Here is a 24,213-nt window from a genome sequence, read left to right on the forward strand (position 1 = left end):
GGGATGCCGTGACAGGGCGCTATGTCGGGCAACGCGGCTCATCTGATCACCCTTTCACGGCGCCTGCGGTCAGGCCGCTGACGATCTGACGCTGGAACAGCATCACAAGGAAGAACAGTGGAGCGGTAATTGAAACCGCCGCCGCAACCGCCACAACCTGATCGGTGGTGGTTGTTTCGCGGCTGAACATGCCTGCGATTGCGGGCACCATGGTTTGGTTTTGCGCATCAAGCAAAAGCGACGTTACAAGGAAATCGTTATAGCCGAGCAGGAAGGAAAACAGCCCGGTTGTAATCACACCCGGCCACATCACCGGCATAATCACACGGCGGAAGGCCTGAAAATGGCTGCAGCCGTCAACGCGCGCAGCTTCGTCAAGCTCGGCCGGAATGTTTTGGAAGAACGAGCGCAGCATCCAGATGGTGAAGGGTTGGTTGATGGCCACCAAAACCGCGATAACCGCGAATGGCTTGCCGTAGAGGGTCGGGGCGTTTTCACCAAGGATCGGCGCAAGCCATTCTGAAGAGCTGATGAATACGGGAAGATAGCCCGCCACCAATACAGAGTGGGGCAGGGCGCGGAAAATCAGCGCTGTAATGAGGATGGCAAAGGCCAAGCGTGAGCCGGAGCGCGCGAGACCATATCCCGCAAGCGTTCCGAACGTAAGCGAGACGACGACAACGCCGGTGGTAACGATCATCGAATTCTTGAAGTTATTTGAGAACCCGCGTTCCACCCAGACCGTTTTGTAATGTTCGGTTGTAAGGCCAATAATGTCGCGTCCGAGCGGCCCGAGCATCGGGTTAAGAACGTCAAGAATCGCGGGAAGAATTGCAAAGAACGTCACGAGGAAGCCCAGAACCAAAGCAAGCCCGCCGATTACCCAACCGACCCATTTTTGCCCCGCTGGAGAATAGGCTTCGACCATACCTGGCAGCTTCTTGGTTGCGATCCGCACGGTGGCCCAGATCACGATGATGCCGAAGATAATATCAAGCAGCGAAAGCCCGTTGCCGCCCGCTCTGGTGCTTGGTCCGAATATAACATTCAGCGGGTTCGACGAGAACGCATCGACTGGCGATTTGAAGCTCATCACCATGATCCAGAAGATCGGGAAGGCAGCGACAAGGCACCAAACGGCAAGGAAGGTCGCGGAGGTAATTCTTAGGACCAGTGGCTGACGAAGCGCGCGTGATGACATCTTAGTGGCCTCCTTTGTGGTCGTTCCATGTGCGGCGGAGCAGCGGCACCAGAAGTATGGCAATCCCGATCATTGTAATCATCGCGGAGGCCGATGCGCGGCTTACGGAACGGTTGCCCGCTTGGTCCGGCACGAGGAAATCATAGGTGAGCCACTGCAAGCTGATCACGTAACCCTGACTAGAGAAGCCAACGACCTCTTCGAATACTCGATAGGAATCCATCAGGTGGATCATCGATACAAAAACGATAAGTGGCGTGAGGTGCGGAATGACGACGTATTTCAAACGCTGCCAACGACTTGCACCATCGATCACGGCGCTTTCAAGCGCGTCCGTGTTGACTGTCTGAAGCCCTGCATAGAAGACGATCCCCGCGAACGGTGCAACGTGCCAGACCCGATAGAGCATCATCAATAGTTCGATGGTCCAAGCCTGCGCAAATAGGGATACATCGCGCCCGAGGTACCACTCGATGAAAGCAGTCAGAATGCCGTCTCCACGAAAGAGCCAGTTGATGCTCAGCGCGCCAATGACCGGCGTAATGATAAACGGCAGGAGCGAGAGAAAAATGACAGGGCCTTTGATCGCGCTCGTTGCGTTGTTGATCATTAAGGCAATGCCAAGCCCGCCCGCAAGAACGAGCGGCAGGGTGATAAGCGTAAAGGTGAGTGTGAAACGAAGGGCTTTCCAGAAATCAATCGACTGAAGCGCAATCAAACCATCGGTCTTTACCGCGTTCCATGCGCGTTCGAGTTCAAGAACATTGGAGTAGCTTTGCAGCCCGACGAATTCGGTTGTTTCAATAATATTGCCTTCGTCGTCCAACTTCGGGACGGATTTCTTTTCGGTGACACAGATCTGGTCGGGGAATCCCGGAGAGCAGGATTCAACCTCGACTGTCTCGTAAATCGGCTTGGTATTATAGAAGCTTTGCTTCAGGACGCTTGCGAGAGGGAAGGCGATGAAGAGGATCATCATAATGACAGAGGGCCCGACGAAAGCTGCGAAAGTCTTGAAATTCATGGCTCTGCCTTTCTGGTGATCCTAAAGTTTCGTTAAAGCCGGGGGAGGGCCGAAACCTCCCCCCGACAGGGAGTGTTATTCCACCAGACCGGATTCTTTGGCGGCGGTGATGTAGGCAGCTTCGATGTCAGAGAGAGTTGTCTCTGCATCTTTGGCGCCTGTCAGATAGTCGGAGATGCCATTGCCCAGAACCGTGTGCATGATGCCCATCGGGCCAGAGCCAGGGTATGGCGCGGTGCCAGCTTGGGCGGTTTCATAGGCGCCTTTGGCCAGCGGACCAGCGGTAAAGCCATCGATCAGCCACACAGCGGCATCGTTGTTGGCTTGGACCATCTCTGTGTCCATGCCCTCCATGGCAACCTGAAATGCCGCTTCGGCTTCTTCATCGGTCATGTTGGCGGCAAAAACGACGCCATCCCACCATAGCGAAGACGCTGGGCGCTCCGAACCCATCGGTGCAGCGGCCATCACAACCTTGCCAACGACTTGGCTCTCGGCTTCATCATCCATCGCGGCGGCACGGCTGGCCCAAAGGTTCGCCATGGCAATCTTGCCTTGCTGGAACTGCTGCTGAACATAGGTCGAGTCCGACACGAGGTACTCTGGATCCATGTACTCTGTGAGCGCCTTCATAACCTCGAGAGCGGCAACGCCTTTCTCGTTGTTGATGTTGGGCATGTTTCCGTCGGTAAAGAACTCGCCGCCTTCACCAAGGTAGTTGTTGATGAACTCTTCGCCGAGGTTCCAGCCTGTCTTGAAGGTGCCGCCAATCGGGTAATCTACCACGCCCGCTTCTTTGATCTTCTTCGCAGCTTCAATCATTTCGGCGTATGTTGTTGGGACCTCAATGCCCAGATCGTTCAGGATATCTTCGCGGTACATCAGATGTTGAAGGTTCACCATCATCGCGATTGCGTATGTCTTGCCGTCAACTTTGATGAGCTGGTTCGGAGCAAGGTGTTGGCCGTACTTCGCAACAAGATCATCAAGCGGGCGGATTGTGCCTGCATTCAAAAGTGGGATCATGGTCGAGTTGGCAACGCCGCCAATCTGGTATAGCGCGGGTTTCGCGGCAAAGGCTTCGGGCTGTTTCTCGCGGAATTCCTGATCGAGGGATGCTTGGAAATTCCCGCATTCCGCCATGGCGTCTGTGACGGCTTTCCAAGCTTCAAAACCAGCTGAAAGTGATTTCAGAGGTGTCGTGTTTTCATAGGCACATGCTGCCCATGCGCCGCTTGTCATCACCGACAACGCGCCGGCCAGTGCAAGTTTCTTTAACATTGATTATCTCCCTGTTGTGTCAGGTCCGCCGTCGACACACGGACCCCGGTTGTATCGCGCAAGGGCGAAAGAAATACGGGGGTCAGCCCCCGATACGTTTGCCATCTTCGGTTGCTTCAAAGAGGTGGCAGGCTTCGCTTGGCACCGAGATCGAGACCATGTCCCCGATTTCGGCGCGATAGGATTTGTCGGATTTGACAGAGACAAGCGCACCGTTGATCCGCACGGAAATCATCGTTGCATCGCCAAGCAGCTCGAGTGTGTAGATCGGCGCTGTGATCTGGCCTTGGCCGTCAAGGGCAAGAGCGGCGTCCTCGGCACGGAAACCAAGGGTCACAGGGCCATCCGGCACGCTAAGCCCTTGAATTTCGGTATTTTGGGTGCGGAAGGTGCCGCCTTGTATCTCGCCATCCATCAGGTTCATGGCAGGTGAGCCAATGAAACTCGCAACAAAGGTATTGGCGGGTGTGTCATAGATATCGGTGGGGCTGCCAACTTGCTGCACGATTCCGCGCTTCATCACAACGACACGATCCGCAAGAGTCATCGCTTCGATTTGGTCATGGGTCACATAGATGGTCGTCGCCGCAAGATCGTGGCTCAGGTTCTTAATCTGGGCGCGGGTTGAAACACGCAGCTTTGCATCGAGGTTGGAGAGCGGCTCGTCCATCAGGAACACCTTCGGACGACGAACGATGGCCCGAGCAAGCGCAACGCGCTGACGTTGTCCACCCGAGAGCGCCGCCGGTTTACGCTCAAGAAAATCAAGAAGCTCAACGCGTTCGGCCGCTTGCATCACTTGGTCGTGGTGCAACGCCGTATCAACACCGCGCACTTTCAGTGGAAAGCGGATGTTCTCATAAACGTTCATGTTGGGATAGAGCGCGTAGCTTTGGAACACCATCGCAACATCGCGATCTTTGGGTTCCTTGTCGTTCACGCGTTCGCCATCAACGATAATATCACCCTCAGTTGCGTCCTCGAGGCCAGCGATCATCCTCATCGTCGTGGTCTTGCCACAGCCGGATGGACCAAGCAGTACAAGAAACTCCTTGTCGGCGATTGTCAGGTCAAAGTTGTCGACGCCGACGAATGTACCCCAGCGCTTGCTGATATTGCGCAGTTGGATCTCTGCCATCGGGCCTCCTCCCATTCGATTATTTTGCATACGAATGCAAATAGGTTAGACTTAGCTGCGACAATCTGGCAAGACATATTTGCAAGCGTATGCAAAAAACGGCTTAACCCTTTGTAAAGAGAATGAAATGCAGGAACTACAGTCAGCCAAAGAGCTGGTTAAACGCTATTATGCCATGCTGGATGCATCGGGAATCACTGCGCAGGAGACGCTAGAGGCGTTTACCGCCGATACCTATCTTTGGCGCGGTTTCCATCCATTTGGAGAGCTGAATTCAGCCGAGGAAGTTGCTCACAAATTCTGGGGTCCACTTCACAAAAGCCTGACGTCTTTGCAGCGTCGTGAGGATGTTTTCTTTGCGGGATTAAACCAGATCGACGGCTTTAACGGTGTGTGGGTTGTCTCGATGGGTCATTTGCTTGGCCTGTTTGATGAACCGTTCTTGGGTATTCCGCCCACCCAGAAGATTGCGATGCTTCGATACTGTGAATTCAACAAAGTTGAGGATGGGAAGATCGTCGAGACAGCGATGTATTTTGATCTTCCTGATCTGATGGTTCAGGCGGGTTTGCGTCCGTTCCCGAACCAGACGGCGGCGCAATTGGTGCAGCCGGGGCCCAAAACGCACGATGGGTTGCTGACACATCCGCAAGACAAGAGTGCAGGCGAGGCGACCTTGGCGCTTATCAACCGAATGATCGGTGACCTTGGCCAATGGAACAGCGGTTTGAGCCTTGAAGATGAGCTTCGTCAGACATGGGCCGAAGATATGCTTTGGTGGGGGCCTACGGGCATTGGTGCGACATTCACGATTTCGCGCTATGCGAAACAGCATTCCGGACCATTCCGTGCCGCATTCTCCGAACGTTCAAAGACCAATCATATCGCGCGGCTTGCCGAAGGGAACTATGGCGGATTCTTTGGGTGGCCTAATTTCACAGCATGCTTGTCAGGGCCGTTTATGGGGCAGGTTCCCACAGGGAAAACCGGTGAATTTCGCGTGATTGATATCTATCGGCGCGAGGGCGAAAAGCTTGCTGAAAACTGGGTGTTCATCGATTTACTGCATTTCTGGAAATCGCAAGGGAACGACGTATTGCAGCGCCTTGCGAGCGGCGATCTCTAGCCTTGAACGGAGCAATGTTTGCTTGAAGCGTTAACTCGGGAACTGCCAATTTGACGCTTCGGTCGAAATTTGAGCAGCGGTCTGTTTCAACACCGGTTTCAACTGTTCAAGGTCATCGAGCGATCGGCGCGAAGTAGAAGTCGCGATCGAAATTGCACCGATAACAGTATCATTCGCCGCGAGAATCGGCGCGGCGATGCTGATGATGCCCTGTTCGTGTTCTTCGCGATCAAACGCAACGCCTTCAGATTGGACCTGTTTTAGCTCCTTGTTGAGCGTCGCGGCCAGAATGTGCGTAGAAGGTGTATACGCCATGAAACTCTGTTGTTTTAACGCGCGTTCGCGACGGTCTTCGCTCATAAAGGCCAACATAGCTTTGCCAACTCCTGTGCAATAGCTTGGTGCGACCCGACCCGCGCGCGCGAGCGTATCGAATGAGCCGTTGGATTGGCGTTTGTCGACAAATAGAACCTGCCCGTTATCAAGCTGCGCGAGGTGAATCGTTTCGTGCACCTTCTCTGCGAGCTTGTCGATATGAGGCCTGGCAATCGGTGCGAGAGAGGCCTGAGTCCATGCGGAATGCGCGAGACGCACGAGGCGAACTCCCATGGAATATGTCTGGGCATCTTTGTTGTAGGTTAGCATGCCCTGATTGCTCAGGCTTTGCAGAATGCGATAGAGCGTGGCCTTGGGAAATGGGCTGTTTTCAAGGAGTTCGCTATAGCGCACCGGCCTCTGAAAGGCCGCCACCTGATCCAGAACCGCACAGGCTTTTGCTATTGTTCCTTCTCCTGACACAGAGAATGCCTCCCTCAAAATCTCCTGACGTCATTCAGGAATCTGTTGACATGTTAAGCGCGCTGAGGTGTAGTTTTCAATATGTAAAACCTGTTTTCACTATGTGGAAACAAAAATTACACGATAATTGGGAAGCAAAGGGAGGAAAATTATGCGTTCCATGATCAAATGCGCCGTTGCGGCGCTTGTTACCTCGACGGCACTGGCAGGACCTGTCAGCGCTGAACTGAACGGGGATCTAAAAATCTTCCTCGACACATCGAACCCAGCGCCACGGGCGACGATGGAAGCGATGATTTCGCGTTTTCAGGAGCAGCATCCTGACCTCAACATCGAAACCACTGTGATCGACCGTGAGGCCTATAAAACCCAGATTCGCAACTTCCTCACCGCCGATACGCCGGACGTTGCAACTTGGTACGCGGCCAACCGGATGCGCCCATATGTAGAAGCGGGTCTCTTCGAAGATGTGTCTGATCTTTGGGCAGAGCCCGAAATCGCCGAGAACCTTGCTTCCACAAAAGGCGCGATGACGATCGATGGTAAACAATGGGGCGTGCCTTATACCTACTACCAGTGGGGTGTTTACTACCGTAAGGATATCTACGAAGAGTTGGGCTTGTCCGAGCCTTCGAACTGGGAAGAGTTCAAAGCAAACTGTCAGGCTATCGTTGATTCGGGCCGCGCTTGCTTCACAATCGGTACAAAGTTCCTCTGGACGGCTGGCGGATGGTTTGACTACCTGAACATGCGCACCAACGGCTTTGATTTCCACATGGACCTCGCTGCTGGCAAGGTATCCTGGGAAGACGAGCGCGTTAAGCAAACGTTCATGAACTGGAAAGAGCTTATCGACATGGGGGCTTTCGTTGAAAACCACCAGACGTACAGCTGGCAGGAAGCGCTACCGTTCATGGTGAATGGCGAAGCTGCGGGCTACCTGATGGGTAACTTTGCTGTGGCGCCTCTCCGCGAAGCTGGCCTGACTGATGATCAGCTTGATTTCTATCAGTTCCCAGCCATCAATGCAGACGTAGAACTGGCAGAAGATGCGCCGACAGACACCTTCCATATCCCGGCAAATGCTTCGAACAAAGAAGCCGCACGCGAGTTCCTTCGCTTCGTGGTTTCTGCGGATGAGCAAACCGAGATTAACAATGGTGCAAACCTTGGTCAGCTTCCAGTGAATGCGAAGTCCTCTGTAGATGATGACAAGTTCCTAAACCAAGGTTTTGAAATGCTGTCGTCCAATTCGCCAGGTGGTGTCGCTCAGTTCTGGGATCGCGATGCACCAGCAGAGATGGCTAAAGTCTCTATGGAAGGTTTCCAAGAGTTCATGGTTAAACCAGATGAACTTGACAAAATCCTTGCCAAACTCGAGCGCGCACGCGGTCGTATTTATAAGTAAATACCAAGAGGAGGCTCAGAAAGTCTGGGCCTCCTTTTCGTCGATATTGAATTAAAGGGCGGGCAACTGCGCGCCATATCAAAAGAGACACCCCTATGAGCGTCACGCCCACCACCCCAACCGAAACGAGGAGCTGGTATTATCGCAACCAGCAAGCGATAACACCGTGGCTGTTCCTCGCACCCGGAATTTTGTTTTTCGCAGTCTATGTGATCGTTCCGATTTTCCAGTCCTTCAGCATTTCGCTTTATGAATGGGATGGGCTTGGTACTGCGGAGTATGTCGGGCTGCGCAATTACGAAGACCTGTATTGGGAGTTTGTTGACCGCGACGCTTTCTTTGTGTCTCTCAAGAACAACGTCATTTGGCTGGTAATGTATTTGCTGGCCATTCCTGCAGGCTTGTTCATTGCGCTGTTCTTGAACCAGACGGTGACAGGCATCCGCCTTTATAAATCCCTGTTTTTCTTTCCTTTCGTGATCAGCCAAGTTGTGGTGGGCCTTGTCTTCAGCTGGTTCTACGATCCGACGTTTGGTCTGTTGAACAGCTTTCTCGGCGTGTTTGGGCTTGGTCCTGTAAATGTGTTGGGGAACGAAAATCTGGTGACATATGGCATCATTTTTGCGGGTCTCTGGCCCCAAACCGCATATTGCATGATCCTCTATCTCACGGGCCTGAATGCCGTTGACCCCGAGCAGATCGAAGCGGGCCGTCTGGATAATGCAAAAGGGCTTAAGATGCTCTGGTATATCATCCTTCCACAACTTCGCCCCGCAACATTCATTGCTTTTGTCGTTACGATCATTGGCGCGCTTCGTTCGTTTGACCTGATTTCGATCATGACGGGTGGTGGTCCGTTCGGCTCAAGCCGCGTGCTGGCTTACTATATGTTCGAAGTTGCCCTGAGCGAATACGGATTCCGAATGGGGTATGGCGCTGCGATTGCCGTGGTTCTGTTCGTAATCATGATGGGGTTCATCGCCTATTTCCTCTGGTCGATGTACCGCGAAGAGAAGGGGGCACACTAAGATGTTTCCGACACCAATTGAAAAACAATCCGCAGGTGCGCAGGTCGCCTATAAAACGCTTCTTCCTGTTGCATTGCTTATGTGGCTCGCCCCGTTGCTTGCGGTTGCCCTATTCTCGATCAAGCCAGACACTGACTTTACCAATGCGAATTATTGGGGGCTGCCGTCTTCGTTTGAGTTTGCCCACAATTACGGCCAGGTGTTTTTTAACAGCGACATGCCGCGTTACTTGCTCAACTCCTTTCTGATCACTGTTCCAACTGTGATTGGCGCTGTCGCGCTTAGCGCGATGGGTGGCTTTGCACTGGGCATCTATAAATTCCGCGCAAACTTGTGGATATTCTTCATGTTCGTTGCGGGGAATTTCGTGCCGTTCCAAATCCTTATGGTTCCTGTGCGCGATCTGACGCTTGGCCTTGGGCTTTACAACACGAAAACAGGCTTGGTGCTTTTCCATATCGCTTTCCAGACCGGTTTTTGCACGCTCTTTATGCGTAACTTTATCCGCTCGCTCCCTTACGAGCTGATCGAGGCAGCGCGGGTTGAAGGCGTGGCAGAGTGGCGTATCTTTTGGTACGTTGTTCTTCCGTTGATGAAACCCGCGCTTGCCGCGCTTTCGGTGCTGATCTTTACGTTTATCTGGAACGATTATTTCTGGGCGGTGGTCCTGACACAGGGCCCTGAAAGCCAGCCAGTAACCGCTGGCATCACCAGCTTTAATGCGCAGTTCCGCGCGGCCTATCACCTGATGAGCGCCGGAAGTATTGTCGCTGCCTTGCCACCTGTTGCGATGTTCTTCCTCATGCAGAAGCACTTCATCGCAGGCCTCACTCTTGGAGCTGTTAAATGACAAAAATCACCTTTGTTGGTGCCGGCTCGACGATCTTCATGAAGAACATTGTCGGAGATGCCTTACTCACGCCTGCACTTGCCGATAGCCACTTTGCATTGATGGATATTGATCCTGTGCGCCTTGCCGAAAGTGAAATGGTTGCCAAGGCAATGATCCAGACCACGGGAACAGGCGCCCGCGTAACAACGCACACGGATCGGCGCGAGGCACTTGAGGGCGCGGATTTCGTTGTCACCACCTTTCAGGTTGGTGGATACGACCCTTGCACAGTGACGGATTTTGAAATTCCCAAGCAATATGGGCTACGCCAAACCATCGCCGACACGCTTGGCGTGGGTGGTATTATGCGTGGGCTTCGCACCGTTCCGGTTCTGTGGGATATCGCTCGCGACATGGCAGAGCTTTGCCCAGACGCCACCATGCTCCAATACGTTAATCCCATGGCAATCAACACTTGGGCGCTCGCAGAGCGTTATCCAGCGCTAAAGCAGGTTGGCTTGTGCCATTCGGTGCAAAACACCGTTCAGGAAATGGCCCATGATCTGGACATTCCAGAGGGCGACATCCGCTATAAGGTGGCGGGCGTAAACCACGTGGCGTTCTTCTTGCGCTTAGAGCAGGAAAAAGATGGGGCTCTGCATGATCTCTATCCAGCGCTTCGCAAAGGCTATGCAGATGGCAGCTTGCCCAAACCGCCACTGCTGATGCCGCGTTGCCCGAATAAAGTCCGCTATGAGGTCATGAACCAGCTTGGCTATTTCTGTACCGAAAGCAGCGAGCATCTGGCCGAGTATGTCCCTTGGTTCATTAAAGATGGGCGCGAGGACTTGATTGCGGAATTTGGCATTCCGCTGGATGAGTACCCGGCGCGTTGCATCGAGCAGGCCGCAAGCTGGAAAGACCAAGCTAAGGCACTTGAAAGCGCAAGTGAAATCGAGGTTTGCAAGAGCCACGAATTTGCCGCCGAATTGATGAACGCTATCGTCACTGACACGCCCTATGTTGCCTATGGCAACCTGCCCAATACGGGGCAAGTCCCGCAATTGCCGTTGGGAGCAGCCGTTGAAACGCCCTGTCTCGTTGATGCCAATGGCGTGCAACCAAGCGTGGTCACAGACATCCCACCCCAGCTTGTTGCTGTGATGCGTAGCCAGATCAACGTTCAGGAACTGACGGTTCGCGCGCTCGTTGATGAGAACCCCGAACATATCTACCACGCAGCAATGATGGACCCACATACAGCCGCCGAACTCGACATGCGCCAGATTCGTTCGATGGTGGATGACATGCTCGCCGCGCATAAAGACTGGCTTCCAGATTGGTGCCAATCAAGTCGGGCCTAACGACCGAAGAAACACTGCTGAAGTTGGCCGAATAATTGTATTCTAGGCCCCGTGAAAAAAAGAGCCGCCTCGTTTTCGAAGCGGCTCATTGCTTTTATTTCGGTCAGCTTTCGCCTTAGGTGACGCACCCTGTAAGTGGGGAGCGCCGGCTTAGCGTTCCAAAGCGTTTACGGCATCTTGAATAACAGAAGTTTCCTGGAGCTTCTCCAACTGTTCGAGGATGCGCTGGGATTCCTGTTCGTAGTTCTTGCCCATCATGTCGATCTTTTCGATGATCTGATCAACGCCCGGGTTTCTAATGTCGAACACGTAATCTTGCTGTTTGAAATGCTCGGCGAGGTCGATGTATTTGCTGGCCCAGCCGAGTGTGATTACCGGAACACCACTTCTGTAGGCAAAAACCACCGAGTGATACCGCGACGCAACCACGTATTTGAACCTTGCGATGATGTCGATCAGTTCCGGGCTTGCGTATTCTTTGGTGATTACCGTTACCTTGTCTCTGTTCTTTGTTTTGCTCAGAACCTGCTCAACAAGGTGAATATCCGCTGTGGACGTGCAGAGGATGTAGACATTTTCGCCGTTGTCCACGACCCTGTCCAAGCTCTTTGCGTAGAGATCAAAAACAGCACCGGAGTCGCCAATACGGAACACGTTTTCATTTATGATGAAGCCAACTGAGCCTTTGACAGGGTAGTTTGCCTCGTCATTCGTGTAGGACGCATAAATCTCGTCTGCCGTCGGAAAGAGCTTCTCGCGAATTACCATATCGGCCGATAATTCGACATTATCCAGATCCAGAGATTTCAGGCAGGCGTATCCTTCTTTCTCGCGGGCATAAATCTTTGTGGCGTAGGTCAATTCCTTTTTCACTTTCTTAAGGAATTCCTCATTGTCGCCATCGTCATCCCAGTCGAATGGCCCAAAGCTTTGGGGCATCAGGATGACTTTTTTCTTATAGCGCTTCGCGATTTGAATCGTCTGAAGCAGCAACTCACCACCACCTTTTGGCCAGCCGGAACCAAGTGTGTAGCCGCTTGCATCAAGAATGGCGTCCGCTTCTCGCAGCGCTTTATCCATTTCCGAAACCTTGCCGTTCCACTTGTCTGTCTTTCGCGACTTCCCAGCGAGGCGCGTTATAAGCGGCTCCAGCAACGGCACTTTGTTCAGGTTATATTTGAACACCAGACGCGTGTAGTTGTCGTACGGCAATAGCTTGAAGGCATATTGCTCCGGGTCGTCAGTTTTGTTCGCAAAACCAATAACTTCGCAATCCTTGTAAATGGCCTTTAAGCCATAGCAAAGCGATAGAAACATAGCCTGAGAGCCTTTGTTTCTCATCTGTATTCCGGTAATAATAAACTTTTTCATACTAGTTAGCGAAAAACTTACACTTCCGCTTTTCCTCCTTGGATTTCCGAAATGTCGTGGTGTCTGTCCTGATTAGTCTTTGGTCATCAAACGCGGCAAGTGATGGTCTTGGGCTTAGTTTTTGTGCCTAAAGAATGAGAGTGTTGCATCAATTGGCCCGATCCGATGGTTGATACCAGTGGCTAAGAGATTGCCCGCTCATTTTCTCAAGAGCTTCGATCGATGGATGGTAATAGTCGTTCAAACGATTGCGCAGCTCGTCTGTTAGTTTCGGGTACTTAGGCTGCGCGGCAACCAATCCTCGGACGGTCTCGAAAGCGGACGTCCCGCGAAGGGGGCGAACGATCGGTTTCATCCATGCCAGGCTACGGCGCAACCCGGGAGGGACCGTCTCTGTTGTCTTGTCCTTAACTTTCTTGGTTCCGTTCACCAAAATCTGGCGGGGCGGAAGGCCAAGGTGCGAACGGACCTGTGAGATTTGTGTCTCCGGATCGCCCGCGACACCTTCGAAAAATAAGATCAGTAGCTTTTCGTGACCATAGAGATCTATGTAGTCTTGAAGGAGCGCTGCATATTTACCAGAGATCAGGTATTTGAGGTTTTCGCCCTGAGAAGGATCCAGATATGTTTCAATATCTTTGCCAACCTCGCCGCGTCTAAAGCGCATGCAATAGCTGGAATACGCCCGTTCAACCGGATTGCGCAGCTGGGCAATCAGCTTAACGTCTGGCAAGTCGTTGTGAAGACGTGCCGCGGACTCGGGCTCATAGAGATAGGAGTTGGATTTCTCGCCAACGATCTTGTCGCTCATTTGTGAGTCAAACTGCGAAAAATACCAGTCCGGCCCCCGACTGTACTCTCTAGAAAAATAATGTAGCTCTGGATCAGGCATATAAACTGCCGGATCCATCTGTAATTGCTTTTGAAGCCATGTCGTCGCTGACTTGGCGGCGCCGATAATGACGAAATCGATATCTTTAAATTGCATTAGCTGGTGGAGTCTCTGATCTGTGCGCTGGAAATTAGCGGTAAATACCGACGATACCACGCAAATGTTAAGTCTAGCAAATGAGAATTAGGTTTCTTGGAGGCCACTCCCCCAGTCTCGATCGAACGTTCTCCTCATTAATCATGTCAGCTTTGCTGAGCTGTCAAGGAATGTAAGTAAACTCCCATAGATTTATGCGTATTTGATGACAATGATGAGATTTCGCATCAATTGTGCATTCTGTGGTCGAGCACGGGAAAGTAAGCCTGAACCGCCATAATGGATCAATGTACGGCTGTAATCGCGACCGTAGATTTTTTGGCTATTGGCGTTAGCGCAATTGCCTAAACCGATCTTCGTTCCGACGGACAAAGTCTTCCAGCGTTTCAAACTCATGCGCAGGGAGCTTAGGCGATGCGGGGAGGGGTTTCGCTGCAGGGCCTAGTCGAGGAAGAAAATGCAAGAGCAGCATAACCGCAATAAATGGCCAATCATTTCCCTGTTTCCGCATGTACCGGATGTAGCCAAACAGGCGCGCGGGCTCATATGTGATGCTTGTTCCTGCAATCTCGTTGATCGTTGAGCAAACGTCCGAAAACCCTGCATAAACGCCAGCGTTAACCAAAACGCCGCGATCGCTGATCTGGCCTGTCAGCGCCGCAACGGAGACAGAAGCCACATCGCGAACCGACACCCAGTTCAATATCAACTTCCCCGATGGGAGATACACGCGATTGTTTGCGTCCAGTTCTGGCCAGAGCGTTGTCAGAAGGTTCTCCATGAAATAGGTCGGCCGAATGAACACGTGTTCAAATCCCATCTCGGCGATCTTCTTTTCGATTTTTGCATGCGGTAGGTAGGATTTCGTGTCTGCGCCCATTACCGAAAGAAACACAATCCGCGTTGAGCGCGCGTAGGGTTGCAAGAAGCGTTCGAAGATATCGGGGTCGGTTAATTGCGGCGGGCGCATGAGAAAGATTGCGTCAAACGTGCGCTCCGGCTTAATGCCCTGCTCAAAGTCAACCACTGTAGGTATTACGTTATCATTTTGCCCATAAGAGCCAGATCTCGTGCCGGCAAAAACATTGTGCCCATGAGAGAGCAAGAGGTTAACAATCTCGCTGCCCACATTGCCGCTCGCTCCGGTAACCAGAATATCCATTTTGACGGCCTTTTGACGCAAGTGTTGAACAAAGCATTGAATTCAAACTTGGTGCCACCTGAAACGTGCTGATGCAACAATTTCGCGCGCTAAAGCAACGTGTTCGGATGTGAGCTTGGATTGTGGGAAAGTTTGTGGCTGGGGTGGTAGGATTCGAACCTACGGTACACGCTACCAAAAAGCGTTGCCTTACCACTTGGCTACACCCCAACTGTGAGCGGCTGTTTACGACGAGCGTTGCGAGTCTTCAAGCCCTGAAATGCCGCTATTTGCGATTTTTTTGGTCACGCCCGTATCGTCGGTGCGGCGTGCAGCAGGGCACGCCACACCGCGTTGATTTGCAGAGATTAAATCGTTTGGTCGTAGTCTCCAACCGAAGGCTCTGTACGGATAACCTCGTCAATCTCTTTGAAAATCTGTCGCAATTCCGCGTCAGATTCGGGGCTTTCACAGACGACCACAAGGTTAGGTGTGTTGGAGCTCGCGCGCACCAACCCCCAAGCACCGTTCTCAAGGATGACGCGCGCGCCGTTGACTGTAACCACCTGTTTGATGCCATGGCCGGCAATTTTTTCGCCCGCGGCTTCTTTTGCGACGAGTTTCTCGACGATGCGGTCTAGCACCTCGTACTTCTCGGTATCGGCGCAATAGGGAGACATGGTGGGCGTTGACCAAGTTTGTGGCAAAGCCTTGCGCAGGTCAGACATCTTCTTGTCGGGGTTGCGGTCCATAAGCTTGCAAATCTCGACCGCCACGCGCATCCCGCAATCATATCCGCGCCCAACAGGCTCCGCGAGGAAGTAGTGGCCGGACTTTTCAAACCCTGCCAATGCCCCGATTTCCTTGACGCGGCGCTTCATATAGCTGTGGCCAGTTTTCCAATAATCCGCCGTGACTCCGTTTTTTATTAGCTCTGGATCGGAGGCAAATAGCCCCGTGGATTTCACATCGGCCACGAAGGTTGAATTCGGGTAAAGTTTCGACAAATCGCGCGCCATGATGACGCCGACTTTATCGGCAAAAATTTCCTCACCTTCGTCATCTACAACGCCGCAGCGGTCCCCATCGCCATCAAAACCAAGCGCGAAATCCGCGCCGGTTTCGCGCACCGTGTCCGCCATATCGTGAAGCATTTCCATGGCTTCGGGGTTCGGGTTGTAATGCGGGAATGTATAATCAAGGCGGTTGTGGCTCTCGACCACTTCAACGCCCATTCGCTCGAACACCTTGGGCGCAAACGCAGATGCCGTTCCGTTGCCTGTGGCGCAGACAACGCGTAGCTTGCGAGACATTTTGAAATCGCCAACGAGATCGTCGATATAAGCGTCCATCACGCCATCAATGAATTCGTAAGAGCCTCCTTCTGCAGCAACGCCTTCGCCATTCAGTACGATCTCGCGAAGTTCGCTCATTTCGTCCGGACCATGGGTCAGGGGGCGCTCGAAGCCCATTTTTACGCCGGTCCAGCCATTGGGGTTGTGGCTTGCCGTGACCATGGCGACTGCGGGCACATCAAGGTGAAACTGTGCGAAATACGCCATCGGAGATAGTGCGGGGCCAATATCCTTGACCTGAATGCCAGCCTGCATCAGCCCAACAATCAGCGCGTTTTTGATCGAAAGGGAATAGTCGCGATAGTCATTTGCCACAGCGATAACAGGCTCGATCCCGCGCTTTCGCATTTGCGTACCAAGGCCAAGACCAAGAGCTGTAATGCCGGGCAGATTGATTTCGTCTGGATATTTCCAGCGTGCGTCATATTCGCGAAACCCTGTGGGTGTGATCATCGGATCGCGCAGGAAATCCCAAGTGTTTGGCGTAACGGTGGAGAGCGGCTTTTTCATAATATTCATGTGTCCTGTACAGGCGAAATAGTTAAAAACTAATAAATATTGTCGCAAATGAAGCTGAGGCTTCGTCGGTGTTCGGGGCGATCATAACTGTTGCGCAAGGCGATTTCATGGCGTTCGAGAAGTTTATGCAGACACTTGCTCCCTTAGAATTGAGGCAGTCAACGAGCAGAGCAAGTAGATTCCGGAGAAAATCAGGAATGCCAGCACAGTGTTTTCAAAAGCACGAGGATAAGCGGCCTCATCAGGTGTGATCGGTGAAACGGCAGTCACAAGGTATCGTGTTTGGCGCGCGGCTTCGGCACGGGCGAGTTCCATATTTTGTAGCGCGGCCTGCAACATGGTCACACGGGTCAACAGGTCGCTTTCGGCGATCTGGAGTTCGCCCTGAATGCGCGCGAGCGATTTGCCGCCTGCAATTCCTTCGGTGAGTTGGGCGCGCAAATCCTCGATCACAATTTTGCGGCTGGCAATGCCACGCTCAAGTGTCGCAACTTTGGTTCGGTTCGGGCGCGGGTTGGCGTTAAGCTCCTGTAGGGCGATTTCATCTTCGGTTACACGCAGTTCAAGCGCTGAAATGCGGTTTGTCAGAAGCGAGACTTCAAGCTCCGTACTGATCACGTCGTACAGCTCCTTGAGGTCAATCACCCTTTGCTGCGCGTTGGTGACAGCGAGTTCAGCCTCGTCATAGCTTTCGCGCGCGCCCTCAACCTGATCGTCTCGTACGCGTTGCGAGAGGCTGTCGACCTGTTCTTCGGCAATCGAAATCAGGAACTCTGCGTATTTGGTGGCCAGTTCTGGGTCCGCAGCGATCACCTCCATCTGGATGATCCCTTCGGTCGGATCATAGCCGATTTTCACGTTCTTTTTGTATAGCTTATAGGCTGCTTCGTTGGTGGCGTCAGGATCAAGGCGTTGTACGGGATCAATGCTTTCCTGACTGAAATGTGATTTAAAACCGAGCGCTTCATCAAGGCGCAGCATGGCTTCGCGGGATTGGAGATAATCCTGTACAACAATACTGTCTTCGGACGTTGCGAACTGTGTACCCGCAAGGAGACCCACCGGCGCGCTTGAGGGGCTTTGGGCCTGTTGCACCTTCATTTCGGAGAAGGTCGCGTACATGGGGGTCGCGATGCTGTAATAGTAATATCCCGCAATGGCAGTGGGCAAAAATACGAGCAGCAACAGTCGAAGTGACAGCATGAAAAGCCGCCGACGCCGACGTTTTGCAATGTCTTTCTGGATGCGCTCAAGCTCGCCAAATCCGCCATCAGCAGGGATAAACGGCGTGGATGGCAGCGGCGATGTTTCAGCTTGAGGCAGGGTGTTTGTCTGATTGTTGCCGCCAGTTGGGCCAACGATATCAAGCATGTTCGAGCGCTTGAACGGGTCGATGCCCTGTTCGCGCAACATACGGACAGCGTCAAAATCCGAGATTGGTGTAAGCCCATGCTTTTGCGCGACACGCCGCGCTGTGCGCAGTTGGCGGCCGGTCAGGCCTTCTTCTCGGATCGCGGCAAGTGCTGCTTCTTTGCGCGCGTTGATTTCGGCTTCGTTACGTTCTTGTGGAGTGGCGTCCTCTTTCGCAGCGTCTCCGAGCGGAGATGCCTTCTGGGTTGCGCTCTTGCGGATGTTAAAGCGCCTAGCTCTGGTCGTCATAGTCATAGAGCCTTTTTGCCTCTTCCAATGTGTCGAACATATGCAGCTTACCGCCTTTTAACACCGCTGCGGACCTACAGAATTTCTCAAGCGTGCGCGCCTGATGCGAAACAATCACAACTGTGGATTTCTGCAGCCGATCACGAAGGATGCTGCCCGCCTTACGGTTGAACTCAACATCGGTTGTTGAGGGCATGCCTTCGTCGATCAAATAGATGTCAAACTCCAGCGCAAGAAGCAGAGCAAAACTGAACCGCGCGCGCATCCCTGAACTATAGGTGCCGACGGGCATTTCGAAGTATTCCTCAAGCCCGCAGAGCCACCGACAAAAGGCTTCGATGTAATCTGGATCGAGCCCATAAAGCCGCGCGATATAGCGTGAATTTTCAACCGCCGTATGTTTGTTCGAAACGCCGCCCATAAAGCCAAGCGGGAAGGACACGCGGCAATTGCGGTTGATTATTCCCTCGTCAGGTTTTTCTAGGCCAGCCATCATGTTGATAATGGTGGTCTTACCCGTTCCGTTGGGGGCCAGAATGCCCATGGAATTGCCAAGCTCAACGCGAAATGTTGCCTGATCAAGAATGACCTTGCGCTGTTTACCGGTCCAGAAGGACTTGCTGACATTCACAAATTCAAGCATTTCCGTGCTGATTGCGCTCTTTCCATTGCCTCAAATGCTGTGTTCGGGCGTTGTTTTATTGCTGTTCACCCAACCTTAGTATGGCGAAGTTGATCATTGGTTTACAATGGTTTTTCTGTGGCCGCACCCAGAAACGCAAAACCCCGATACATTGGCCGGGGCTTTGGTTGAGTAGGGCGTCCAAATGTATGGTCGCCGCCTAGAACTCTTTTTTCTCCACCCTAAGCAGGATCCCCGCAATGTAGGAGACGATCGCGGCACCAAAGCTAAAGAGTGCGCCCATTTTAGCGGCATCCTGCACAGGGCCCGGTTCAAACGCGACAGCGGCAATAAAGAGCGAAACGGTAAAGCCAATGGCGGCCACACAGCCGATGATAAAGAGGTCAACCGTGCGCATGCCTGCTGGAAGCCCAAGCTTCAAGATGTGCGCGCCGAAATAGCCGAAGAGTAGAACGCCAAATGGCTTCCCGATCATCAGGCCTGCGAGGACGAGCCAAGTTGCATCACCGATCGCTCCAAACTGTACCCCTGCGTTCAGGAGTCCGAAGAAGAAAAGGATAACCTCGACCGGATGCTCAAGCAGGTGCTCGCAATGGTTCAATAGATCTTGCAGGTGTTCCTCCGCTGCGGCGAAAATGCCGAAAGCGCGGTCTGCATGCGGGATTGCTGGAATGACGGGCAATAGGCCTAGGGATGGGTGTAGACCCGCTTCCTGAAATCCATACCACGACAGACATCCGGCAATGAGATAAGGCCAGAAACCAAGCTTCTTGCGCACCCATGTTGAGTTTTTGCGCAGCTGATCTCCCCGATCAAGGCGGCGGGGGAGATAGTTGAAAAAGAAGAACGCCGCGAGCGCAGCCCCAACAGATAGGCCAAGCCATTGCAGCGCCAGATCGCCCGTTGGGTAAAACACTGCCAGAATAATGAGACCCGCTGCGTCATCTGCAATCGCCAAAAGCAACAGGAACCGAACCGCTGGGTGCCCCGCGCCGAAAATAAGGCGCCCAACAAGATAGGAAAACGCAATGTCAGTCGCGGTTGGAACGGCCCAGCCGTTGGCCACAGCGTTGAAGGTTGTGCTGCCCATGACATAGGCAACCCCAAGGTAAACTGTTATCGGCCCAATCATCCCGCCGAGCGTCGCAATCAGCGGTGTTGCGGCCTTTTTCCCACGTAGGCTGCCGTTCTTGAGGATGACGGCTTCCCAGACTTCCTTTGCTGCGATGGCAAAGAAAAACGCCATCAGCACGTCATTCACCAGATAATGGAGCGTGAGTGTGCGGACGATATGGCCGTCATGTTCATGGGCGTGGCCGATAAAGAAATCGTCGATCAAAACAAGATGAACGAGCGCGTCGTAGCTTTTGGGGTCGATGTTTGCCCAGAGTAGCGCCGTCAGGGCACCCGTGATCAAAAGGATCGAATAATTGGTAATAAAGTCCCAAACGCGATACATACCGTCTCCTGCCCTGTCGAAATATTTTTAGGAAAGGGATAGTGGAATCGGGGCGGCCAAGCAAGCGCTCGGCCGCTGGAAGCTGTTTCAAGGAATAGCGTAAGCTGGCTTAAGCAACGAGACTCCAGCTTAGTCCAGCCAGAAACGCGCCGACCATTGCGATACCGATATAGGCCGCAAATACGCGCGGTTTGACCAGCGCCCAGACCGCGAGGGCGGCCGGAATGCAGCTCACACCACCAGCGAGCACAAAGGACATGGCTGCGCCGTTACTCATCCCTTGCTGTAGCAGCGCATCAACAAGCGGTACGGCGGCGAATCCGTTGAGATAGGCCGGTGCGCCAATCAACGCCCCAAGCAGGATCGGCATAACCCCGTCGCCGCCAAGTACACCTGCGATCTTTTCCGCAGGAATGTAGTTCAGCATCAAAGCTTCGATCATATAGGCCAGCAAGAGCCACTTCCCGAGGAAGAGCGCATTATCCAGTACCGTTCTCCCAAAGACCGAGCGGCGGTCAGCGTGAGGCAGGATGTTCCATACAGGCTTCCCCTTGAAGGGGGAGGGGCCGCATCCGCATCCTGATGCCGTCTGCCGTTGCTTTAGAGGGTCAGCAAATACGGCGGAGTTGGCAAAGAGGCGCACTGTAAAGCCGCCGAAAATGCCGAGTGCGATAGCCGCGATACCCTTCGCGATTGCAAAGTCAAAGCCGAGCGTGCCTGCTGTGACGAAGAACATTGCAGGATCCATAAGAGGCGAAGCCAACCAGAATGCCATCACAGCAGAAAGAGGCGCGCCGAGAGCAAGCAATGCCGCAATGAACGGGATAACCTCGCAAGAACAAAACGGAGATAATCCGCCAAGCGCTGCGGCCATAAAAATCATCTGCGTTTCGCGCCCTGTGAACGCTTTGGCCAAGAGCGCCTCGGCACCTGATGCCTTTAGGTATCCAACCGTTAAAACGGCGAAAACGATGAAAATCCCCGTGTGTGCAATCGCGCCGCCAGCAAATGTGATTGTCGGAACAAATTGTGCCGGATCAAAGATGGCAACCAGCAGCGGAATTATAACAATTGCCGCCCATGCGCCGTCAATGCGGCGCCAGATTGGAGGGGTCGCCGGGGCGTGGGTATGGGGTGTGTCAGTCATGATGATGTTCCGAATCTGGGCAATCGGCGCAGCATTCCCGCAAAAGATAATCGGCAAGGTCGCGCATTTCTGTGTAGTCGGCGGTGGCGCAAATGATACTGCGCCCTTGTTTGCGTTGAACCACCAGCCCTGCCTGCGTCAGGATCTTGAGGTGATGGGTCAGGGTCGATCCCGTAACGCCGCTGCGTTCACCAAGGGTGCCGATGGTCGTGCCCTCTGGTCCTGCGCGCACCAACACGCGCAGCACTTCAAGGCGTTGTTCGCTACCAAGCGCTGCAAACCGCGCAGCGGCGGTCAGAAGGTCGAGCTTGGACTGGGATTCGATCTCTGTATTTTCCATATTTCTACAATTATAGAAATATAGAAATGAGTCAACAGGTTTTGTTTTCCAGATCAGAGCGGCATACTGCAAGCATGACTGCTCTCGGGCCATTGATTGCCGAAATTCAATCCTGCCGAATTTGCGCGGACCGGTTCGCCGCAACCGAAACGGCCCATAAGCCACGCCCTGTTGTTCGGGTGCGCAAACATGCACCGGTCCTGATCATCGGGCAAGCTCCAGGTGCGCGGGTATATGAAAGCGGAATCCCGTTTGATGACCGCTCCGGTGATCGCCTACGCGACTGGCTTGGGGTAGAGCGCGACGCATTTTATGATCGTGATCTCTTTTCTATCATGCCTATGGCGTTTTGCTTTCCGGGATACGATGCCCGAAAATCCGACCTGCCACCGCCGCCAATTTGCGCAAAGACATGGCACAAGGAATTGCGCGCGGAGCTTGCTCCAGAAATCACTTTGCTGGTTGGTGGGTATGCACAGAAACGGGAGTTCGGATCCGCAGCAAAAGGCGGGGTAACGGCCACAGTTTCCGCATGGCGCGATCATGCGCCGCGCCGCTTTCCCTTGCCTCATCCGTCATGGCGCAATACAGGCTGGATCAGGAAAAATCCGTGGTTTGAGGCCGAACTCCTGCCCGAGCTGCGCCAGCGCGTCAAAGAGGTGCTATATGCCAAACGAAACTCCGATTGATCTGGCCTTTGCCGCGATGGGCGCAGCCCAAAACGACGAGGCCGCGCGGCTTGTGTATTTCGAGCGGCTGGCCGATGCAGAATTGTTCCTTCTGCTTGAAGAGGAAGCAGAGGGAGAGCGCATCAAGCCAGAGGTTTTTGAAACGCCAGCGGGGCAGTTCCTTCTCGTTTTTGATCGCGAAGAGCGGCTTTCGGCGTTTACCGGCAAGCCTGCGCCCTTTGTTGCGCTCTCTGGCCGCGTGATCGCCAACCTTATTCAAGGGCAGGACATTGGCCTTGGCGTGAACCTTGGTGTTGAGGGAGGAGAAAACCTGATTACACCCGATATGCTCGACTGGCTGCTGCAAACGCTGGAACACGCCCCAGAGGAAGCGGCAGAATTGCCGGTTGAGGTGGCCCGTCCAAAGGCGCTGCCGGACGCACTTTTGAACGCACTTGATCGCAAATTGCCAACGGCGGTTGGCCTTGCCAGCAAAGCGTTTCTCGCGGAAGTAACCTATAAATCAGGACGCAGGGGGCACCTGTTGGCGTATCTTGACGCCAAGCTTGGGGCGCAAGAAGCGCTGGCAAAAGCGACGAACGAGGCGCTGGTGTTCTCTGGCATTGATGCGGGGGAGCTTGATGTGGTGTTCCTGCGCAGCGACGATCCAATCGCCGAGCGGTTAGCGCGTGTGGCGCTTGTATTTGATTTTCCCGAACCGGCCGCCGCGCCGGAACCAGCCGCCGCCAAAGCGCCTGGCACCGATCCGAACAGCCCGCCGATCCTGCGTTAATACCCTGCGCTTCGATCTACGAGAAATCGCATAGGCTCGCCGTTTTCATTTCGGTGAATATTGTCAGCGATGATCTCACTCGCCGTTTCGGGGCGCGTTTCGGAAGCGATGTGCGGCGTCACGGTAACTTTGGGATTGTGCCAGTATGGATGCTCCGCGGGCAGGGGCTCTTGGCGGAACACATCAAGCGTTGCGGCGCCGACTTGCCCCGAACCGAGCGCTGCAAGCAGTGCGTCATCATCTATCAAAGCGCCCCTGCCGGGATTCACAATCGCCGCCCCTTCTGGCAGCAGCGCGAGGGTGTCGGCATTTAGAATATTCGCCGTACCATCAGTTAGCGGGAGGAGCAGAACAACGATGTCACTCTTGCTCAGTACTTCGCGCAATCCATCCTCGCCACAGAAACAAGAGACGCCGTCTAACTTTTTCTGGCGGCGGCTCCAGCCCAGCACGTTGAAATTAAGCGTTGCAAGTTGGCGCGCGCAAGCTTCGCCCAAGGCGCCGAGTCCCAGAACGGCAACCGTTCGATCACGTGCGAGCGGAGGAATAACAACGTCCCAAACGCCGTTTTGGTTCAAAACCTGACGGTCGGTATCAAGATGATGGCGCAAGACATGCGCGGTCACATATTCCACCATGCCCTCGCGCAAACCAGTGTCGACCATCCGAGTAAGTGGGATCGTGAGCGTCGGATTTTTTACCAGCCGCTCGACACCGGCCCAGAGGTTCAACACAGCTTTCGCGTTAGAATAGGGGGTAAAATCCTGCAAAGGGCCAGTCGGCCCATAGACGATATAATGCACCAGTTCCGGATCAGAAAAGTCCGGCTGGAGATTGATACTCAAATTCCGTGACGCAAAAGCCTTGCGGAGCGGCTCTTCGTAAACGCCCCAGAGCCCATCTCTGGCCGAGAACAAAACGTTTAGCATG

Annotated in this window: 22 protein-coding genes and 1 tRNA gene; 7 read left to right on the plus strand and 16 right to left on the minus strand. The window is 53.5% G+C overall.

Annotated elements, in window-relative coordinates; genetic code table 11:
• Nucleotides 1-46: 46 nt before the first annotated feature.
• The 4 genes from N9C89_RS02985 to N9C89_RS03000 all read right to left on the minus strand — a co-directional run bounded on the left by N9C89_RS02985 (nucleotide 47) and on the right by N9C89_RS03000 (nucleotide 4,644).
• Nucleotides 47-1,201, minus strand: coding sequence for a carbohydrate ABC transporter permease (locus tag N9C89_RS02985; RefSeq protein ID WP_263952354.1), 1,155 nt, complete (start codon nucleotides 1,199-1,201; stop codon nucleotides 47-49).
• A gap of 1 nt (nucleotide 1,202) precedes the next feature.
• A complete protein-coding gene (locus N9C89_RS02990) occupies nucleotides 1,203-2,225 on the minus strand; it encodes a carbohydrate ABC transporter permease (protein WP_263952355.1) in 1,023 nt (340 codons plus the stop codon).
• 75 nt (nucleotides 2,226-2,300) lie between these two features.
• Nucleotides 2,301-3,506, minus strand: coding sequence for an ABC transporter substrate-binding protein (locus N9C89_RS02995; RefSeq protein ID WP_263952356.1), 1,206 nt, complete (start codon nucleotides 3,504-3,506; stop codon nucleotides 2,301-2,303).
• An 82-nt stretch (nucleotides 3,507-3,588) separates the two neighbouring features.
• Nucleotides 3,589-4,644, minus strand: coding sequence for an ABC transporter ATP-binding protein (locus N9C89_RS03000; protein ID WP_263952357.1), 1,056 nt, complete (start codon nucleotides 4,642-4,644; stop codon nucleotides 3,589-3,591).
• 127 nt (nucleotides 4,645-4,771) lie between these two features.
• On the opposite strand from N9C89_RS03000, the gene N9C89_RS03005 reads away from it, so the two are divergent.
• The gene (locus N9C89_RS03005) at nucleotides 4,772-5,770 is read left to right on the plus strand and encodes an ester cyclase (protein WP_263952358.1); all 999 of its coding nucleotides are present in this window, start codon (nucleotides 4,772-4,774) and stop codon (nucleotides 5,768-5,770) included.
• A gap of 30 nt (nucleotides 5,771-5,800) precedes the next feature.
• On the opposite strand, the gene N9C89_RS03010 is transcribed toward N9C89_RS03005, so the two are convergent.
• On the minus strand, nucleotides 5,801-6,568 hold the full coding sequence (locus N9C89_RS03010) for an IclR family transcriptional regulator (protein WP_263952359.1): 768 nt from the start codon (nucleotides 6,566-6,568) through the stop codon (nucleotides 5,801-5,803).
• Between the two features lie 151 nt (nucleotides 6,569-6,719).
• Between N9C89_RS03010 and N9C89_RS03015 the strand changes: the two genes are divergently transcribed.
• The 4 genes from N9C89_RS03015 to N9C89_RS03030 all read left to right on the plus strand — a co-directional run bounded on the left by N9C89_RS03015 (nucleotide 6,720) and on the right by N9C89_RS03030 (nucleotide 11,200).
• Nucleotides 6,720-7,976, plus strand: a complete 1,257-nt coding sequence (locus N9C89_RS03015) for an ABC transporter substrate-binding protein (RefSeq protein WP_394358468.1) — start codon at nucleotides 6,720-6,722, stop codon at nucleotides 7,974-7,976.
• Nucleotides 7,977-8,071: 95 nt separating this feature from the next.
• On the plus strand, nucleotides 8,072-9,004 hold the full coding sequence (locus N9C89_RS03020; protein WP_263952360.1) for a carbohydrate ABC transporter permease: 933 nt from the start codon (nucleotides 8,072-8,074) through the stop codon (nucleotides 9,002-9,004).
• A gap of 1 nt (nucleotide 9,005) precedes the next feature.
• A complete protein-coding gene (locus N9C89_RS03025; RefSeq protein WP_263952361.1) occupies nucleotides 9,006-9,854 on the plus strand; it encodes a carbohydrate ABC transporter permease in 849 nt (282 codons plus the stop codon).
• Nucleotides 9,851-11,200, plus strand: coding sequence for an alpha-glucosidase/alpha-galactosidase (locus N9C89_RS03030; RefSeq protein WP_263952362.1), 1,350 nt, complete (start codon nucleotides 9,851-9,853; stop codon nucleotides 11,198-11,200). The genes N9C89_RS03025 and N9C89_RS03030 overlap by 4 nt, the downstream gene beginning before the upstream one ends.
• Before the next feature lie 150 nt (nucleotides 11,201-11,350).
• Here N9C89_RS03030 and N9C89_RS03035 read toward each other — a convergent pair whose 3' ends face one another.
• From N9C89_RS03035 to N9C89_RS03080, 10 genes are all read right to left on the minus strand, one after another.
• Entirely contained in the window at nucleotides 11,351-12,541 is a 1,191-nt protein-coding gene (locus N9C89_RS03035) for a polysaccharide pyruvyl transferase family protein (protein ID WP_263952363.1), read from the minus strand.
• A 178-nt stretch (nucleotides 12,542-12,719) separates the two neighbouring features.
• Nucleotides 12,720-13,559: a sulfotransferase family protein gene (locus N9C89_RS03040; protein WP_263952364.1), complete on the minus strand. Its 840-nt coding sequence runs from the start codon at nucleotides 13,557-13,559 to the stop codon at nucleotides 12,720-12,722.
• A gap of 331 nt (nucleotides 13,560-13,890) precedes the next feature.
• A complete protein-coding gene (locus N9C89_RS03045; protein ID WP_263952365.1) occupies nucleotides 13,891-14,721 on the minus strand; it encodes an NmrA family NAD(P)-binding protein in 831 nt (276 codons plus the stop codon).
• A gap of 135 nt (nucleotides 14,722-14,856) precedes the next feature.
• A tRNA-Gln gene (locus N9C89_RS03050) sits at nucleotides 14,857-14,931 on the minus strand.
• Between the two features lie 137 nt (nucleotides 14,932-15,068).
• The gene (locus N9C89_RS03055) at nucleotides 15,069-16,565 is read right to left on the minus strand and encodes a phosphomannomutase/phosphoglucomutase (protein ID WP_263952366.1); all 1,497 of its coding nucleotides are present in this window, start codon (nucleotides 16,563-16,565) and stop codon (nucleotides 15,069-15,071) included.
• A gap of 132 nt (nucleotides 16,566-16,697) precedes the next feature.
• Nucleotides 16,698-18,233 (minus strand): capsule biosynthesis protein, encoded by a 1,536-nt coding sequence (locus N9C89_RS03060; RefSeq protein WP_263952367.1) that lies wholly within the window; start codon nucleotides 18,231-18,233, stop codon nucleotides 16,698-16,700.
• Nucleotides 18,217-18,876 carry an ABC transporter ATP-binding protein gene (locus tag N9C89_RS03065; protein WP_263952368.1) on the minus strand — a complete coding sequence of 220 codons (660 nt, stop codon included), beginning with the start codon at nucleotides 18,874-18,876 and terminating at the stop codon, nucleotides 18,217-18,219. Before N9C89_RS03065 ends, N9C89_RS03060 begins: the two co-directional genes overlap by 17 nt.
• A 199-nt stretch (nucleotides 18,877-19,075) precedes the next feature.
• Complete coding sequence (locus N9C89_RS03070) at nucleotides 19,076-20,335, minus strand: Na+/H+ antiporter NhaA (RefSeq protein WP_263952369.1); 1,260 nt, start codon at nucleotides 20,333-20,335, stop codon at nucleotides 19,076-19,078.
• Between the two features lie 109 nt (nucleotides 20,336-20,444).
• On the minus strand, nucleotides 20,445-21,482 hold the full coding sequence (locus N9C89_RS03075) for a permease (RefSeq protein WP_263952370.1): 1,038 nt from the start codon (nucleotides 21,480-21,482) through the stop codon (nucleotides 20,445-20,447).
• Nucleotides 21,475-21,822: an ArsR/SmtB family transcription factor gene (locus N9C89_RS03080; protein ID WP_263952371.1), complete on the minus strand. Its 348-nt coding sequence runs from the start codon at nucleotides 21,820-21,822 to the stop codon at nucleotides 21,475-21,477. The genes N9C89_RS03075 and N9C89_RS03080 overlap by 8 nt, the downstream gene beginning before the upstream one ends.
• Before the next feature lie 74 nt (nucleotides 21,823-21,896).
• Between N9C89_RS03080 and N9C89_RS03085 the strand changes: the two genes are divergently transcribed.
• Together N9C89_RS03085 and N9C89_RS03090 are read left to right on the plus strand one after the other, a co-directional pair.
• A complete protein-coding gene (locus tag N9C89_RS03085; RefSeq protein ID WP_263953271.1) occupies nucleotides 21,897-22,511 on the plus strand; it encodes a uracil-DNA glycosylase family protein in 615 nt (204 codons plus the stop codon).
• A complete protein-coding gene (locus N9C89_RS03090) occupies nucleotides 22,489-23,283 on the plus strand; it encodes an SseB family protein (RefSeq protein WP_263952372.1) in 795 nt (264 codons plus the stop codon). The genes N9C89_RS03085 and N9C89_RS03090 overlap by 23 nt, the downstream gene beginning before the upstream one ends.
• On the opposite strand, the gene N9C89_RS03095 is transcribed toward N9C89_RS03090, so the two are convergent.
• Nucleotides 23,280-24,212 carry a 2-hydroxyacid dehydrogenase gene (locus tag N9C89_RS03095; RefSeq protein WP_263952373.1) on the minus strand — a complete coding sequence of 311 codons (933 nt, stop codon included), beginning with the start codon at nucleotides 24,210-24,212 and terminating at the stop codon, nucleotides 23,280-23,282. The two genes, N9C89_RS03090 and N9C89_RS03095, sit on opposite strands and share 4 nt — an antisense overlap.
• Nucleotide 24,213 lies beyond the last annotated feature (1 nt).

It is taken from the genome of Halocynthiibacter sp. SDUM655004 (assembly GCF_026015885.1).
Classification (GTDB): domain Bacteria; phylum Pseudomonadota; class Alphaproteobacteria; order Rhodobacterales; family Rhodobacteraceae; genus Falsihalocynthiibacter; species Falsihalocynthiibacter halioticoli.

Coding starts and splice junctions, on each gene's coding strand:
- N9C89_RS03085 (WP_263953271.1), top strand. CDS start 21,897: ATGACTGCTCTCGGGCCATTGATTGCCGAAATTCAATCCTGCCGAATT.
- N9C89_RS03045 (WP_263952365.1), bottom strand. CDS start 14,721: ATGGATATTCTGGTTACCGGAGCGAGCGGCAATGTGGGCAGCGAGATT.
- N9C89_RS03095 (WP_263952373.1), bottom strand. CDS start 24,212: ATGCTAAACGTTTTGTTCTCGGCCAGAGATGGGCTCTGGGGCGTTTAC.
- N9C89_RS03000 (WP_263952357.1), bottom strand. CDS start 4,644: ATGGCAGAGATCCAACTGCGCAATATCAGCAAGCGCTGGGGTACATTC.
- N9C89_RS03015 (WP_394358468.1), top strand. CDS start 6,720: ATGCGTTCCATGATCAAATGCGCCGTTGCGGCGCTTGTTACCTCGACG.
- N9C89_RS03060 (WP_263952367.1), bottom strand. CDS start 18,233: ATGACGACCAGAGCTAGGCGCTTTAACATCCGCAAGAGCGCAACCCAG.
- N9C89_RS03080 (WP_263952371.1), bottom strand. CDS start 21,822: ATGGAAAATACAGAGATCGAATCCCAGTCCAAGCTCGACCTTCTGACC.
- N9C89_RS03065 (WP_263952368.1), bottom strand. CDS start 18,876: ATGCTTGAATTTGTGAATGTCAGCAAGTCCTTCTGGACCGGTAAACAG.
- N9C89_RS03055 (WP_263952366.1), bottom strand. CDS start 16,565: ATGAAAAAGCCGCTCTCCACCGTTACGCCAAACACTTGGGATTTCCTG.
- N9C89_RS02990 (WP_263952355.1), bottom strand. CDS start 2,225: ATGAATTTCAAGACTTTCGCAGCTTTCGTCGGGCCCTCTGTCATTATG.
- N9C89_RS02985 (WP_263952354.1), bottom strand. CDS start 1,201: ATGTCATCACGCGCGCTTCGTCAGCCACTGGTCCTAAGAATTACCTCC.
- N9C89_RS03005 (WP_263952358.1), top strand. CDS start 4,772: ATGCAGGAACTACAGTCAGCCAAAGAGCTGGTTAAACGCTATTATGCC.
- N9C89_RS03020 (WP_263952360.1), top strand. CDS start 8,072: ATGAGCGTCACGCCCACCACCCCAACCGAAACGAGGAGCTGGTATTAT.
- N9C89_RS03090 (WP_263952372.1), top strand. CDS start 22,489: ATGCCAAACGAAACTCCGATTGATCTGGCCTTTGCCGCGATGGGCGCA.
- N9C89_RS03040 (WP_263952364.1), bottom strand. CDS start 13,559: ATGCAATTTAAAGATATCGATTTCGTCATTATCGGCGCCGCCAAGTCA.
- N9C89_RS03025 (WP_263952361.1), top strand. CDS start 9,006: ATGTTTCCGACACCAATTGAAAAACAATCCGCAGGTGCGCAGGTCGCC.
- N9C89_RS03035 (WP_263952363.1), bottom strand. CDS start 12,541: ATGAGAAACAAAGGCTCTCAGGCTATGTTTCTATCGCTTTGCTATGGC.
- N9C89_RS03030 (WP_263952362.1), top strand. CDS start 9,851: ATGACAAAAATCACCTTTGTTGGTGCCGGCTCGACGATCTTCATGAAG.
- N9C89_RS03070 (WP_263952369.1), bottom strand. CDS start 20,335: ATGTATCGCGTTTGGGACTTTATTACCAATTATTCGATCCTTTTGATC.
- N9C89_RS02995 (WP_263952356.1), bottom strand. CDS start 3,506: ATGTTAAAGAAACTTGCACTGGCCGGCGCGTTGTCGGTGATGACAAGC.
- N9C89_RS03075 (WP_263952370.1), bottom strand. CDS start 21,482: ATGACTGACACACCCCATACCCACGCCCCGGCGACCCCTCCAATCTGG.